Origin of the sequence: Rhizobium sp. R339 (genome assembly GCF_002211395.1) — a bacterium.
Classification (GTDB): Bacteria; Pseudomonadota; Alphaproteobacteria; order Rhizobiales; family Rhizobiaceae; genus Rhizobium.
Window position 1 is genome coordinate 1 of the sequence record NZ_LOKV01000017.1, and the last position, 13,831, is coordinate 13,831.

14 protein-coding genes and 2 pseudogenes are annotated in these 13,831 nt (G+C 60.0%); 12 read left to right on the plus strand and 4 right to left on the minus strand.

Features of this window, described 5'->3' with window-relative positions:
- Nucleotides 1–123: pseudogene (locus tag ATY76_RS33310) on the plus strand (porin); the annotation flags it as partial.
- 97 nt (nt 124–220) lie between these two features.
- On the opposite strand, the gene ATY76_RS19005 reads toward ATY76_RS33310, so the two are convergent.
- Both ATY76_RS19005 and ATY76_RS19010 read right to left on the minus strand, forming a co-directional pair.
- A complete protein-coding gene (locus ATY76_RS19005; protein WP_088676302.1) occupies nt 221–1,111 on the minus strand; it encodes an alpha/beta hydrolase in 891 nt (296 codons plus the stop codon).
- 64 nt (nt 1,112–1,175) lie between these two features.
- Nucleotides 1,176–3,254: a lytic transglycosylase domain-containing protein gene (locus tag ATY76_RS19010; protein WP_088676303.1), complete on the minus strand. Its 2,079-nt coding sequence runs from the start codon at nt 3,252–3,254 to the stop codon at nt 1,176–1,178.
- 213 nt (nt 3,255–3,467) lie between these two features.
- Between ATY76_RS19010 and dapA the strand changes: the two genes are divergently transcribed.
- Complete coding sequence (gene dapA, locus ATY76_RS19015; RefSeq protein WP_088676304.1) at nt 3,468–4,352, plus strand: 4-hydroxy-tetrahydrodipicolinate synthase; 885 nt, start codon at nt 3,468–3,470, stop codon at nt 4,350–4,352.
- Between the two features lie 97 nt (nt 4,353–4,449).
- Nucleotides 4,450–4,929, plus strand: coding sequence for an SsrA-binding protein SmpB (smpB, locus tag ATY76_RS19020; protein WP_064706753.1), 480 nt, complete (start codon nt 4,450–4,452; stop codon nt 4,927–4,929).
- A gap of 38 nt (nt 4,930–4,967) precedes the next feature.
- On the opposite strand, the gene ATY76_RS19025 is transcribed toward smpB, so the two are convergent.
- Complete coding sequence (locus tag ATY76_RS19025) at nt 4,968–5,549, minus strand: NYN domain-containing protein (protein WP_003546927.1); 582 nt, start codon at nt 5,547–5,549, stop codon at nt 4,968–4,970.
- A 298-nt stretch (nt 5,550–5,847) separates the two neighbouring features.
- On the opposite strand from ATY76_RS19025, the gene rpoZ reads away from it, so the two are divergent.
- From rpoZ to ATY76_RS19070, 9 genes are all read left to right on the plus strand, one after another.
- Nucleotides 5,848–6,252: a DNA-directed RNA polymerase subunit omega gene (rpoZ, locus tag ATY76_RS19030; RefSeq protein ID WP_088676305.1), complete on the plus strand. Its 405-nt coding sequence runs from the start codon at nt 5,848–5,850 to the stop codon at nt 6,250–6,252.
- A 124-nt stretch (nt 6,253–6,376) separates the two neighbouring features.
- On the plus strand, nt 6,377–8,611 hold the full coding sequence (locus ATY76_RS19035) for a bifunctional (p)ppGpp synthetase/guanosine-3',5'-bis(diphosphate) 3'-pyrophosphohydrolase (RefSeq protein ID WP_088676306.1): 2,235 nt from the start codon (nt 6,377–6,379) through the stop codon (nt 8,609–8,611).
- A gap of 194 nt (nt 8,612–8,805) precedes the next feature.
- Nucleotides 8,806–8,955: a DUF3563 family protein gene (locus ATY76_RS19040; RefSeq protein ID WP_088676307.1), complete on the plus strand. Its 150-nt coding sequence runs from the start codon at nt 8,806–8,808 to the stop codon at nt 8,953–8,955.
- Nucleotides 8,956–9,114: 159 nt separating this feature from the next.
- Nucleotides 9,115–9,705: a DUF2062 domain-containing protein gene (locus ATY76_RS19045; RefSeq protein WP_088676308.1), complete on the plus strand. Its 591-nt coding sequence runs from the start codon at nt 9,115–9,117 to the stop codon at nt 9,703–9,705.
- 38 nt (nt 9,706–9,743) lie between these two features.
- The gene (gene acpS / locus ATY76_RS19050; protein WP_088676309.1) at nt 9,744–10,148 is read left to right on the plus strand and encodes a holo-ACP synthase; all 405 of its coding nucleotides are present in this window, start codon (nt 9,744–9,746) and stop codon (nt 10,146–10,148) included.
- A gap of 112 nt (nt 10,149–10,260) precedes the next feature.
- On the plus strand, nt 10,261–11,004 hold the full coding sequence (gene lepB / locus ATY76_RS19055) for a signal peptidase I (protein ID WP_088676310.1): 744 nt from the start codon (nt 10,261–10,263) through the stop codon (nt 11,002–11,004).
- Nucleotides 11,001–11,720 (plus strand): ribonuclease III, encoded by a 720-nt coding sequence (gene rnc / locus ATY76_RS19060; RefSeq protein ID WP_088676311.1) that lies wholly within the window; start codon nt 11,001–11,003, stop codon nt 11,718–11,720. The genes lepB and rnc overlap by 4 nt, the downstream gene beginning before the upstream one ends.
- Before the next feature lie 7 nt (nt 11,721–11,727).
- Entirely contained in the window at nt 11,728–12,669 is a 942-nt protein-coding gene (gene era, locus ATY76_RS19065; protein ID WP_088676312.1) for a GTPase Era, read from the plus strand.
- A gap of 150 nt (nt 12,670–12,819) precedes the next feature.
- Nucleotides 12,820–13,572 carry a Crp/Fnr family transcriptional regulator gene (locus ATY76_RS19070; protein WP_088676313.1) on the plus strand — a complete coding sequence of 251 codons (753 nt, stop codon included), beginning with the start codon at nt 12,820–12,822 and terminating at the stop codon, nt 13,570–13,572.
- Nucleotides 13,573–13,650: 78 nt separating this feature from the next.
- On the opposite strand, the pseudogene ATY76_RS19075 reads toward ATY76_RS19070, so the two are convergent.
- Nucleotides 13,651–13,831, minus strand: a pseudogene (locus tag ATY76_RS19075) (transposase); the annotation flags it as partial.

Sequence of the window (13,831 nt, forward strand, 5' to 3'; positions counted from 1 at the left end):
GGTCTGACGGTTGACTATCAGATCGTCGACAACTTCTACGCCAAGGCTTCGGTTCAGTACCTCGATCCGGATGATGGCGACGACTCCACCTCGGGCTACTTCCGCCTGCAGCGTTCGTTCTAATCTGATCTGACCTCGGTCAGTCAGGAAAGCCCGGCTCTCGAGTCGGGCTTTTTGTATTTGGGATGGTGTATCTTGGGGTCTACCGGCTTGGATACGATCACCGGCAATCGGCGAGAAAGGCCTGAATGGCTGCGGGGATGGCGCCGAGATGGAGAAAGGGCGCGTGTCCTTGCTCTTCTGCGATATGCAGAATTAAGCCCGAATGGCGCCGCGCCATTTCATCCGCGATCTCTTTTGAGAGCAGCGGCGAGTTTGCGCCGCGGATCAGCAGGAGGGGCAGCCGACTCAGCCTGTCGAACTGCGCCCAGAGATCGGGCAGCGGCTGGCTGAAATCGACGGATTTAAGCGCCTCCGCAATCGCGGGATCAAAATCGGCGACCGGCCGTCCGCCACTGTCGCGATAAAGGGCAAGCGCCATCTCGCGCCAATCCTGCTCTCCGAGTGCGGCAAACGAGGCGCCGTGAGTTTCCTTCAGTATGTCGGCTGCCTCTTTCCAGTCTACCGGCTTCCTGTCGCGGTTGAGGTAATCGCGGATTTGCATCAATCCCTGAACTTCGATCGCAGGACCGATATCGTTGAGGATGACGGCTTCGAGAAGATCGGGCCGCGTCGCCGCGATCAGATGCAGGATCAGCCCGCCCCGGGACGTGCCGATGAAGATTGCCCGCTCGACGCCGAGCTCGGCACAGGCGGCAATGACGTCAGTGGCCTCTACGGCGAGGCTGTAGTTGGCCTTGTTCTCATCCCAAGCGGAGTTTCCCCGCCCGCGCGAATCGAGTGCGATTACCCTGCGCGGCGCGGTCCTGTCCCGGGAGAGAAGCAGCGCGAGCGGATGGAAATCCCGCGTGTTGCGCGTAAGGCCCGGCAGACAGACCACCGGCAGCCGTCCGGCCGTTGCCGCCGCGTCGGGCCGGTAGTCACGGGCATAGAGCCTGAGCCCGTCGGCAGAAATGTAAAATCGTTCCTTGAAATCGCTCGTATCCGGCATCGCATCCTCGGGACCTGTTGACCTCGAAGATGTAGCTTGCTTTTCCAGCCACCCCAAAATGGTGTCAGGAGGCGCTGCGTCCGCCGATGAGGTCGCGCTCTATATCGGTCGGCTGGCCAAGGCGGGCCTTGTAGACCTCGTAATTTTCCATCACCCGCTGCACGTAATTGCGTGTTTCGGGGAAGGGGATACGCTCGATCCAGTCGACGATCTCGTCGATCGGTCTGCCGCGCGGATCGCCGTAGCGGCCGATCCATTCCGGCACTCGCTTCGGCCCCGCATTGTAGGCGATGAAGGTGAGGATATAGGAACCGCCGAAGGTTTCGATCTGTTCGCCGAGATAATGCGCACCGAGTGTCGCGTTATAGCCGGCATCGGCCGTCAGCTTGTCTTTGGAATAGGCGATGTTGTGGCGCTTGGCCACGGCCTGGGCGGTTCCCGGCAGAAGCTGCAGCAAACCCCGCGCATTCGCTGCTGAGACCGCAGCGGGATTGAAGGCGCTTTCCTGCCGGGCGATGGCATAGGCGAGCGCCTTGCCGGACCCGGATATATTGGCGTTCGCCGGAATAACCCCAACAGGGAAGGCGAGGGCCGCAACATCGATGCCGCGCCCATAGGCGACTTTGCCGATCTGCAGTGAGAGATGATGATTGCCGGATTGCTCGGCTTGCGCGGCGAGAATCGCCAGTTCGCCGGGGCTCTGCAGTTGATCGGCGAGCGCGAGATAGAGCATGTCGGCCCGCCATCCATGACCTGCGGCCTCCAGCCGGGCGATCGCCTGCACGGCTTCGCGGGCCTGGAAGTTCTGCCGGTCAGCCGCGCTCGGCGAGGGATAGGCAACGTTCAGCGTCTTTCGGCCCAATCTTTCGGCCGCGAGCTGGCCGTAGAAAGTGCCGGGAAAATTCGCAGCCTTGGCGTAGAATTCGCTGGACTTGCCGGGCCCCCCGGCCTCCGCCGCCCGGCCGAGCCAATACCAGGCGCGTGAAACCGAGATCGGTCCATTGGAGGTTTGAAGGATCTTGCGGAAATGTGTTTCCGCGGCCGTCGGGTCCCGCAGGCCGCGAAGCGCATACCAGCCGGCATGGAACTCGGCCTCGACGATATCCGCCGGACTCGTTGCCGCGTAGTTTGCAACGATGCGATAGGCCGGCTTGAACTGTCCCTGGTCGACGAGACCGCGGCTGACGATGCGTTGCTCGTTCCACCATTCGCCGGAATTGACGAGTTCGGTGCGCTCCCGCGGCATCTGTTCCAGAAGTGCTGCCGCCTCGGCATATTTGTCCTGCTTGCGCAGATATTCGATCCGGGCAAACAGCAGCCCGGCATCGCTCCGCCATCTCGCATCGACGGCTTTGAGCAGGGCGCCGGCATTGGCGGCTTTGCCGTCGACAGCGGCCCAGGCCTTGTAGAGCGATTGCGCCTGGCCCATGTCTCCGAAGCGTTTGGCCTGCGCCACCCGGCCCCGATACATCAGATAGTCCATCCGCGCCTTGTGGTCGGCCGGCGTCAGCAGGGCGGAAAACTCGAGGAGGATCTTATCCTCGGTCGCCTTGTCGAGCGCCTCTGCGCGCCAGACCTTGCGTATATATTTGGCAGCCTGCGCCTGTTTGCCTGAGGCAACCAGCGCCCTGCCGAGGATGACGGCGCCCTGTACCGTCTCAGGTGCAGTGTCACCGAAAGCGGCGAGCACGGCTGAAGGAGCGGGATTTTCATCATAGAGCGCGCGCTCGGAATCGGCGCGCAGCCGCGAAAGACCCGGCCAGCCCTTGAGTTCCTGCGAGGCGTTGGCGATTTCATAGGAGGGGACGCCCTTCAATCCGGAAACGGCGATCGCCCAGGTGAGGATATGGCGGTCGAGCGCGCCGCCGCGCATGCCGTTGCGGATCGAAAGCGCCAGCTGCGGATCCTTATTCGAAAGCGCGTCGAGGCCGGTCTTCAGGTCGCTATTGACGGGAGCGATCGCCGGATTGCGCGGAATGGCGCCTGTGGTGATCGCTTCCGGCACGGATGTCTCGGGAATGAAGCCGAGAGGCTTGACGGCGGGCATGGGAACGCCTTCGCCGGGAAGGGGCGACGCAACGCTACCCCACGCAGCGGCGACAAGGCCGAAGGTGGTGGAGAGGATCAAGACAGCTTTCTTCATCCGGAATCTCGCAACGAAAACACGCCCTGCCATTTGGCTAGAGGCATCTTAACGAAACCTTACCGTACCAGGTAAAATTCATTCACATCTGCTATCGGATTTTGCCTAAACCCAACTCTGTGTGCTTGTCGCAACGATTTCGTCGCTCTATGGTGCGCAACTCATATTCATGGAATGCGGCCGAAGCAAGGATTTGGTCGTGAGGAGCTTTGCATGTTCAATGGGTCCATCCCCGCCCTCGTCACCCCCTTCACGGATGCCGGCCTGATCGACGAAGACAGCTTCGCCGCGCATGTCGACTGGCAGATCAGGGAAGGCAGCAGTGGTCTCGTTCCCGTCGGCACGACGGGCGAATCGCCGACGCTGTCGCATGCCGAGCACAAACGGGTCGTGGAGCTCTGCATCGAGGTCGCCGCAAAGCGCGTTCCGGTCATGGCCGGGGCCGGCTCGAACAATACGCGCGAGGCAGTCGAGCTTGCCCAGCATGCCGAGAAGGTCGGCGCGAATGCGGTGCTCGTTGTCACGCCCTATTACAACAAGCCGACGCAGAAAGGTCTGATCGCGCATTTTTCGGCGATCGCCGAAGCCGTCGATCTGCCGATTTATATCTATAACATTCCCGGCAGGTCGGTCATCGACATGACGCCGGAAACGATGGGTGCGCTCGCCAAGGCGCACAAGAACATCGTCGGCGTCAAGGACGCGACCGGCAAGATCGAGCGCGTCTCCGAACAGCGCATCACCTGCGGCAAGGATTTTAGCCAATTGTCCGGCGAGGATGCAACCGCGCTCGGCTTCAACGCCCATGGCGGCGTCGGCTGCATTTCGGTCACGGCCAATGTCGCGCCACGCCTCTGTGCCGATTTCCAGGCAGCGACGCTGGCGGGCGATTATGCCCGCGCGCTGGAATATCAGGATCGGCTGATGCCGTTGCATAAGGCGATCTTCATGGAGCCAGGCCTCTGCGGCGCCAAATACGGGCTTTCCAGGCTTGGCCGTATGAGCCGCAACGTCCGCTCGCCCCTGCTTTCGACGCTGGAGCCGGCGACCGAGGCGGCGATTGAGGCGGCCATGCGTCATGCCGGCCTGCTGAACTGACGCCGCGGTCGTCTTCACAAGGCAGCATCGCTCCCTTACATAAGGGACAAGAAATGGGGGCGCGGCTTCTTGCGCCCCGAAGCAATGGAATGTCGTCATGGCCCCCAAAGGCAGCCAGCGCGTAGTCAACAAGATTGTGGCCGAAAACCGCAAGGCCCGCTTCAACTACGAGATTATCGACACCTATGAGGCGGGCCTCGTGCTGAAGGGCACAGAGGTCAAGTCGTTACGCGAGGGCAAGGCCAATATCGCCGAATCCTATGCATCGGATGAGGACGGCGAGATCTGGCTGATCAATTCCTATCTTCCGGAATATCTGCAGGCGAACCGCTTCAACCACGAACCGCGCCGGCGCCGCAAGCTGCTGCTGTCGGGCCGTGAAATCAATCGCCTGCGCTCGGCTGTCAACCGAGAAGGCATGACGCTGGTGCCGCTGAAGATCTATTTCAACGATCGCGGCCGTGCGAAAATGGAACTGGCGCTCGCCAAGGGCAAGAAACTCCACGACAAGCGCGAATCCGAGAAGGAGCGCGATTGGAACCGGCAGAAGAGCCGCCTGCTGAAAGACAACGGCTGACGCACCGGATTGCTGGTGGCTCTGCCGCTTTGAGCGGATCAGTCCTCGAAGTCGCTGGCGGGGGCGACTTCGGCCGGGCGCGGCGCCCGCTCCGAGGGATCGCGGCCGATTTCGGCCTTCAGAGACAAGAGATCGATAAAGTGGTCGGCCTGCCGGCGCAGGTCGTCGGCGATCATCGGCGGCTGCGTCGCCATGGTCGAGATCACCGAGACCTTGCGGCCTCTGCGCTGCAGCGCCTCGACTAGGTTCGTAAAGTCGCCGTCGCCGGAGAAGATGACCAGGTGGTCGACCGTCTCGGATTGCTCCATCGCGTCGATCGCAAGCTCGATATCCATATTGCCCTTGATCTTCCGTCGGCCCATGGAGTCGGTAAACTCCTTGGCGGGCTTGGTGACGACTTTGTAGCCGTTGTAATCGAGCCAGTCGATCAAAGGGCGGATGGAGGAATATTCCTGATCCTCGATTAGGGCGGTATAATAGTAGGCGCGCAGGAGGTAGCCGCGTTTCTGAAATGCTTTCAACAGCTTGCGGTAATCTATGTCGAAACCGAGGCTCTTGGATGCAGCGTAGAGGTTGGCACCGTCAATAAAGAGTGCAATTTTTTCGCGTGGGTCAAACATAGCTTACCAATTCCAATTGAGAGAAATCGAAATTCGCACGGTATCAAATTTCAATAAATACAATGACTTATTGCGTTTGTGGATTTGATCCTTACTTTAATAAGTGTTCATATAAGAGAGATTTAGGGCACGATTCGGCATATTCCAAGCAACCTTCGGTAGAATTGTGACATTCTCCATGGAAATTTAGCTCAGTCACGGATAAAGACGAGTGAGCTGGAATGAAAAACTTGTATTTGCCCGGTTTTAATTGTATCGGGCGTGCTAATCCCGAAATGACGACCGTAAAGGACAGGCAATGGCCCGTGTCACAGTTGAAGATTGCATTGACAAGGTGGAGAACCGCTTCGAGCTGGTTCTGCTCGCGAGCCACCGCGCTCGGCTGATTTCCCAGGGCGCCTCGATCACCATCGATCGCGACAACGACAAGAACCCTGTCGTGGCGCTGCGCGAAATTGCCGACGAGACGCTTTCGCCCGATGACCTCAAGGAAGACCTGATCCATTCGCTGCAGAAGCACGTCGAAGTCGACGAGCCCGAGCCCGATCCGGCAAGCATGATCGCCGCCAACGGCGCTGTCGCAGCCGACAGCGAAGAGCAAGACGATCTGCCGGAGACGATTACTTTCGACCAGATGTCGGAAGAGGAGCTCCTCGCCGGCATCGAAGGCCTCGTGCCGCCGGAAAAGAGCGACGACTACTAAGCGCGAAAACGAACGACGATTACCAATCGTCAATCTTGCGCCTTTATTGCTTAGGCATATTATTGCCCATGTGTGCGCCAATCGTTGATTGGCGCGCTTTTATTTTTATCGGAGTGGCTTTGGAATGATGCGGCAGTACGAGCTCGTGGAGCGGGTTCAACAATATAAGCCCGATGCCAATGAAGCACTGCTGAACAAAGCCTATGTTTACGCCATGCAGAAACATGGCCAGCAAAAGCGCGCGAGCGGGGATCCCTACATCTCCCATCCGCTCGAGGTCGCTGCCATCCTGACCGACATGCATCTCGACGAATCGACGATCGCGGTCGCCCTGCTGCACGATACGATCGAGGATACGACGGCGACGCGGGCCGAGATCGACGAACTTTTCGGCGAGGATATCGGCCGCCTGGTCGAGGGCCTGACGAAGATCAAGAAGCTCGATCTCGTCACCAAGAAGGCCAAGCAGGCGGAAAACCTGCGCAAGCTGCTGCTCGCCATTTCGGACGATGTGCGTGTGCTGCTCGTCAAGCTCGCCGACCGCCTGCACAATATGCGCACCCTCGATCACATGTCGGCCGACAAACGCGCCCGCATCTCCGAGGAGACGATGGAAATCTATGCGCCGCTCGCCGGCCGCATGGGTATGCAGGACATGCGTGAAGAGCTGGAAGAGCTCTCCTTCCGCTATATGAACCCGGAGGCTTACGAGACCGTCACCAAGCGGCTGGAGGAGCTTTCGAAGCGTAATGAGGGCATCGTCAAGAAGATCGAGGCGGAACTGCGCGACCTGCTCGTCGCAAGCGGCCTGACGAGCGCCTATGTCAAGGGCCGGCAGAAAAAGCCCTATTCCGTCTTTCGCAAGATGCAGTCGAAGTCGCTGTCCTTCGAGCAGCTTTCCGATGTCTACGGCTTCCGTCTCATCGTCGAGGACATTCCTTCCTGTTATCGCGCGCTCGGCATTGTGCACACGCGCTGGCGCGTCGTGCCCGGACGCTTCAAAGATTATATCTCGACGCCGAAGCAGAACGATTACCGCTCGCTGCACACGACCATCGTCGGTCCTTCCAGCCAGCGCATCGAACTGCAGATCCGCACCAAGCGCATGCATGAAATCGCCGAATTCGGCATCGCGGCCCACACGCTCTACAAGGACGGCGCCACCAATGCCGATGGCGACATCCTTTCGCGCGAATCCAATGCCTATTCCTGGCTGCGCCACACGATCGAGGCGCTCGCCGAGGGCGATAGCCCGGAAGAGTTCCTCGAACACACCAAGCTCGAGCTTTTTCAGGATCAGGTCTTCTGCTTCACGCCGAAGGGCAAGCTGATCGCCTTGCCGCGCGGCGCCACCCCGATCGACTTCGCCTACGCCGTTCACACCAATATCGGCGACACCACGGTCGGCGCCAAGATCAATGGCCGTATCATGCCGCTGGTGACGCGGCTGGCAAATGGCGATGAAGTTGAGATCATCCGCTCCGGCGTGCAGGTTCCGCCCGCCGCCTGGGAGGAAATCGTCGTCACCGGCAAGGCCCGCGCCGCCATCCGCCGCGCCACCCGCATGGCAATCCGCAAGCAATATGCCGGTCTCGGCCACCGCATTCTGGAGCGCACCTTCGACAGGGCGGGGAAGATCTTCTCGCGCGAGGCGATGAGACCGGCGCTGCACCGTCTTGGCCAAAAGGATGTCGAGGATGCGATTGCCGCCGTCGGCCGCGGCGAAATGTCTTCTCTCGACGTCCTGCGCGCCGTCTATCCCGACCATCAGGACGAGCGCGTCACGGTGAAACCCTCTGGCGACGACGGCTGGTTCAACGTGCGAAGTGCGGCCGGCATGATCTTCAAGATTCCCGGCAAGACGAAGGCAGGCGCCGAAGGCGGGCATTCCGAACTCGACGCCGACGTCGATATCGGCCCGATCCGCGGCCTGTCCGGCAATGTCGATGTCAAGTTCGCCTCGACAGGCGCGGTGCCTGGCGACCGTATCGTCGGCATCATGGATCAGGGCAAGGGCATCACCATCTATCCGATCCAGTCGCCGAGCCTGCAGCGCTTCGACGATCAGCCCGACCGCTGGATCGATGTGCGCTGGGATCTCGACGAGGCCAACAAGTCGCGCTTCATGGCCCGCATCATGGTGAACGCGTTGAATGAGCCTGGCACGCTCGCCAAGGTCGCTCAGACGGTTGCCGGCCTCGACGTCAATATCCGCCTGCTGAACACGGTGCGGGTGGCAGCCGATTTCACCGAGATGATGCTTGAAGTCGAGGTCTGGGATCTGCGCCAACTCAACCAGTTGCTCGCCCAGATGAAGGAACTGGATTGCATTGCCACGGTCCGGCGGCTCTACGAGTAAGCCTTTGTTAATCCGGTCACAGCCTTGAGCCGAAAATTGCACATTTTATGATCGATTCCCGATCCTTCGAGGGCGTGAAAAAGGCTAGCAATGCATTGAGCGCATGGCTGTTGCCATCTTGCGGCTGTGGTAATTAACCTTTGTCGGGCCTATCTTCTGCTCATCGAAACGCAAACAGAAGATGAGACAAGGTAATGTTTGACCCTATCAAGAAAATCGCTCGCGCCTTTCGCGCTCCCACCACGCAGGAACGTGAAATGGCCTATCTCAACGGCTCGCTCGATCGTATCGATCTCGAGTTTCGTCAGCGCCAGGTTGACCGCGGTCTGTTCCGCAATCGCTGATACCAGACTTTATACTTGAGCTGAGGTGAGGGACGTTATGCATAACGAACGCCCCTCGTGAAGAAGCTTCTCGGTACAAAGGGAAGTGGCGGCCTGTTTTCCGGGCGGTACCATTTGCCGCTCTTGTCATGGTCGCGTGCGCTGCAGTAAATACCGGCCATGTTGTTTCGCCGTCGCCAGCCAGCGGGCTTCAAGGAAAAGATGCGGGAGCTTCTGTGGCCGCGCAAGGGTTTCCTTCGCCCGATCCGTTATCTGACAATGCGCATCCTGCGCTTGAGTGCTTCGCCGCATGCTGTTGCGGCCGGGGTCGCTGCCGGTGTCTTCGTCTCGTGGACGCCTTTCGTCGGCGTGCATTTCATCATGGCCTTCGTCATCACCTATTTCCTGTCCGGCAATATGGTCGCTGCCGCGCTCGGTTGCGCGGCCTTCGGCAACCCGCTGACCTATCCCTTCATCTGGGGCATCACCTGGGAAATCGGCCATCTTCTGCTGAGCCGGGAAGATCATCTCGCCGGTCAGGCGGTGGATCTCGCCGCTCTCTTTCACAAGCTGAATTTTGCCGAGCTATGGAAGCCGGTGCTGGAGCCGATGCTGATCGGCGCCATCCCGCCGGCGGCGGTGACCTCGGTTGCGCTCTATGCGCTGACGCTCTACACCGTGAAGGGTTTTCAGACGCGCCGCCGTACGCGGTTGATGGAGCGGGCGCGCCTGCGTCTTGCCGGTCCGGCCGCCGACATGCCGAGCGTATGAAGCCGATATAGAATTCTTGAGCGACGGAAGGTTTCGGCATGATCATCGGCATTGGCAGCGATTTGATCGACATCCGCCGGGTCGAGAAATCCATCGAGCGCTTCGGCGAGCGCTTCACGCATCGCTGCTTCACCGAGATTGAGCGCGCACGTTCCGACCGGCGCGCAAACCGCGCTGCATCCTACGCCAAGCGTTTCGCCGCCAAGGAGGCCTGTTCCAAGGCGCTCGGCACCGGCATCGCGCAGGGCGTCTTCTGGAAGGACATGGGCGTCGTCAACCTGCCGAGCGGCAAGCCGACCATGCAGTTGACCGGTACTGCCGCCGTGCTCCTGGAGGCGATGCTGCCCGCGGGCCATAGACCCGCCATTCATTTGACAATAACGGATGATTATCCCTTGGCGCAGGCCTTCGTGATCATCGAGGCGTTGCCCGAGAGCCTTTGACGCGGCGTCTCGTCGCTTTTGGTGTTGTCACCATTGCCGCAACCGGCCGAAGCCGTTAGAGAGAACGACAGGAAGAATTGCGCCTCGCGGCGTCTTGAAGGAATAAGACTGCGTGTCCGAAAAAGTCGAAGCCAAGCCGAACGCCCTCTGGGAAAATATCAAAGTCATCATCCAGGCGCTGATTTTGGCGATGGTGATTCGAACTGTGCTGTTTCAGCCCTTTACCATCCCGTCCGGTTCGATGATGCCGACATTGCTGGTCGGCGATTACATCTTCGTCAATAAATTCGCCTACGGCTATTCGAAATATTCGCTGCCGTTCTCGCCTGATGTTTTCAGCGGCCGCATTTTCGGCTCCGATCCGAAGCGCGGCGATATCGTCGTTTTCCGCTTCCCGCCGAATCCCGACATCGATTACATCAAGCGCTGCATCGGCCTGCCGGGCGACCACATTCAGGTGAAGGAAGGCATTCTCTACGTCAACGGCAAGGCGGTTCCGAAGGTGCCGGACGGTGCCTTCACCTCGGATTACAAGCTCGATCCGGGCGAGGATGTGCCGGTCTTCCGCGAAACGCTCGACGACGGCAAGACATACGACACGCTCGACCAGTCCCCGGTATCGCGCGGCGACAACACCCGCGAGTTCATCGTGCCGGAAGGCCATTACTTCATGATGGGCGACAACCGCGACAACTCGCTCGACAGCCGCTTCGATGTCGGCTTCGTGCCCGCGGAAAACCTTGTCGGCCGCGCCAGCGTCATCTTCTTCTCGCTCGGCAACGACACCTCCTTCCGCGAAATCTGGAAGTGGCCGACGAACATGCGTTGGGACCGGCTCTTCAAGGTCGTTGAATGAGTAAGGCGCAGACGCTTTCTGCGGCCGACCGCGCAAAGCTCGAAGCCCTGATCGGTCATGACTTTGCCGAGAAGGAACGCCTGGATCGGGCGCTGACCCATGCCAGCGCCCGCACGGAAAAGGGCGGCAATTACGAACGGCTGGAATTCCTCGGCGACAGAGTCCTTGGGCTCTGCATCGCCGAACTGCTGTTTCGCACGTTCGGCACGGCGGGGGAAGGCGAGCTCTCGGTTCGTTTGAACCAGCTCGTCAGCGCCGAAACCTGCGCTGCGGTCGCCGACGAACTCAATCTTCACCTCTATATCCGCACCGGCGCGGACGTGAAGAAATTGACCGGAAAGCGCATGATGAACGTACGCGCCGATGTCGTCGAAAGCCTGATCGCGGCGATCTATCTCGACGGCGGCCTCGAAGTCGCCCGTCGCTTCATCCTGCGCTATTGGCAGGGCAGGGCGGCAAGGGCCGATGGCGCCAAGCGCGACGCCAAGACCGAGCTGCAGGAATGGTCGCACGCGAAATTCGGCGTCACGCCCATCTACCGGGTTGATGAACGCAGCGGGCCGGATCATGATCCGCGCTTCAAGGTGACGGTGGAAGTTGCTGGCATAAAGCCGGAAACCGGCGTAGAGCGGTCGAAGCGCGCCGCCGAACAGGTGGCAGCGACGAAGATGCTCGAGCGCGAAGGCATTTGGCAGCAATCGCCTGCCGGAAACTGACGGGACAATGACACAAGAAGAAGATATCGCGGCCGAAGCTGCCGTAGAAGCCAGTGGCCCGACGCATTCGGGCTTCGTCGCCTTGATCGGGCCGACCAATGCCGGCAAGTCGACGCTGGTCAATCGCCTTGTCGGCGCCAAGGTCTCGATCGTCAGCCACAAGGTGCAGACGACGCGCGCCATCGTTCGTGGCATCGCGATCCACGACAATGCCCAGATCGTCTTCATGGATACGCCTGGTATCTTCAAGCCGCGCCGGCGGCTCGATCGCGCCATGGTCACCTCGGCCTGGGGTGGCGCCAAGGATGCCGATCTGATCATGCTTCTGATCGACAGCGAGCGCGGCCTGCGCGGCGATGCCGAAGCGATTCTGGAAGGTCTCAAGGAAGTCCGGCAGCCGAAAATCCTGGTGCTCAACAAGATCGACCGCGTCAACCGCGAGGATCTGCTTGCGCTGGCCGCTGCTGCCAACGAGAAGATCGCCTTCGACCGCACCTTCATGATCTCCGCCGAAAACGGCTCCGGCTGCGAAGACGTCATGGATTATCTGGCGAGCACGCTTCCCGAGGGTCCCTGGTACTATCCGGAAGACCAGATTTCCGATCTGCCGATGCGCCAGCTCGCAGCCGAGATCACCCGCGAAAAGCTGTTTCTGCGCCTGCATCAGGAGCTTCCCTATTCCTCACACGTCGAAACGGAGAAATGGGAAGAGCGCAAGGACGGTTCGGTGCGCATCGAGCAGGTGATCTATGTCGAGCGCGACAGCCAGAAGAAGATCGCGCTCGGCAAAGGTGGCGAGACCATCAAAGCGATCTCGACGGCCTCCCGAAAGGAGCTCTCCGAGATCCTCGAGCAGCCCGTCCACCTCTTCCTGTTCGTCAAGGTCCGCGAAAACTGGGGCGATGATCCAGAGCGTTTCCGCGAAATGGGCCTCGACTTCCCGAAATAGAGGTGACAAGGATTTCCCCGGATAGACGCCAGCCCCTTGTTTCCTTGGAAAAAATCGGCGTCGTTCCGGAACGAATCCGGCCTTCGCGCATTTCTTGCTCGAGGGCGCGCCGATGAGGGGCCGCCGGTTTGCGTGACCGCAAGAGCAGGTATGGCAACGTCGAGACGCATCCATTCTTTCAAGACCCCTTGCGAGCTATGTCCCTTGCGGCCCCTGCCGCATTTCAGGGAGTTCAGCCACGAGGAGCTGGAATTCGTCGCCCGTTTCAAGAGGGGCGAGCTTGCCGTCGATGCCGGCTCCACCATCCTCGTCGAAGGCGCACACAGCGCACATCTTTTTACCGTGCTCGCCGGTTGGGGCTTCCGCTATAAGATGCTCGAAGACGGGCGGCGTCAGATCCTGAACTATATCATGCCGGGCGATCTGATCGGCCTGCAGGGAACGATCGCCGGCGAGATGCAGCATTCCGTCGAAGCGCTTTCCCCGGTTTCGCTGTGCGTCTTCGAACGCGACAGGCTGATGACACTCTACAACAACCACGCTTCGCTTGCCTTCGACATTACCTGGATCGCGGCGCGCGAGGAGCGCATTCTGGACGAGCATCTGCTGAGCATCGGCCGGCGCACGGCGCTGGAACGAGCGGCCTATCTGATCGCCTTTCTCTATGAGCGCGGCCGGCAGCTTGATCTCTTCAACGGCCGCAAATTCATTCCCATCACCCAGCAGCACATTGCCGATACGCTGGGCCTCTCCATCGTCCACACCAACAAGACATTGAAAAAGCTCAGCGAACGCGGCTTGATCCGCTGGCAGGAGCGCGGCTGCGAGGTTCTTAACGGCGAGGAGTTGATGGCGATCTCGGGCTGGGAAGGGCTCGGGGAGAATAAACGCCCCTTCATCTAAAGCGCGTCGCGATTTCTCAGATTCGCTCCTTTCACCGCTGCACACTTTTGCGCGACACGCTTTAAGGTTTGTTGAGATTCATCTTGAGTTGATGACGGCTGAGCAGAGATAGATGATGGCCGAGAAGCTTTGGTCGGTTTTGTCCGATCTCATTGCGATGCGCTTGAACTCTTTGAGTTTGCAGAAGAAATTCTCGATGAGATGCCGCCATTTGTAGAGTTCGGTGTCGAGCGGCAGCGGCGATGCCCGCCTTGGATGC

Coding starts and splice junctions, on each gene's coding strand:
- ATY76_RS19010 (WP_088676303.1), bottom strand. CDS start 3,254: ATGAAGAAAGCTGTCTTGATCCTCTCCACCACCTTCGGCCTTGTCGCC.
- ATY76_RS19035 (WP_088676306.1), top strand. CDS start 6,377: ATGATGCGGCAGTACGAGCTCGTGGAGCGGGTTCAACAATATAAGCCC.
- dapA (WP_088676304.1), top strand. CDS start 3,468: ATGTTCAATGGGTCCATCCCCGCCCTCGTCACCCCCTTCACGGATGCC.
- ATY76_RS19045 (WP_088676308.1), top strand. CDS start 9,115: ATGTTGTTTCGCCGTCGCCAGCCAGCGGGCTTCAAGGAAAAGATGCGG.
- ATY76_RS19070 (WP_088676313.1), top strand. CDS start 12,820: ATGGCAACGTCGAGACGCATCCATTCTTTCAAGACCCCTTGCGAGCTA.
- ATY76_RS19040 (WP_088676307.1), top strand. CDS start 8,806: ATGTTTGACCCTATCAAGAAAATCGCTCGCGCCTTTCGCGCTCCCACC.
- acpS (WP_088676309.1), top strand. CDS start 9,744: ATGATCATCGGCATTGGCAGCGATTTGATCGACATCCGCCGGGTCGAG.
- rnc (WP_088676311.1), top strand. CDS start 11,001: ATGAGTAAGGCGCAGACGCTTTCTGCGGCCGACCGCGCAAAGCTCGAA.
- smpB (WP_064706753.1), top strand. CDS start 4,450: ATGGCCCCCAAAGGCAGCCAGCGCGTAGTCAACAAGATTGTGGCCGAA.
- ATY76_RS19025 (WP_003546927.1), bottom strand. CDS start 5,549: ATGTTTGACCCACGCGAAAAAATTGCACTCTTTATTGACGGTGCCAAC.
- rpoZ (WP_088676305.1), top strand. CDS start 5,848: ATGGCCCGTGTCACAGTTGAAGATTGCATTGACAAGGTGGAGAACCGC.
- ATY76_RS19005 (WP_088676302.1), bottom strand. CDS start 1,111: ATGCCGGATACGAGCGATTTCAAGGAACGATTTTACATTTCTGCCGAC.
- era (WP_088676312.1), top strand. CDS start 11,728: ATGACACAAGAAGAAGATATCGCGGCCGAAGCTGCCGTAGAAGCCAGT.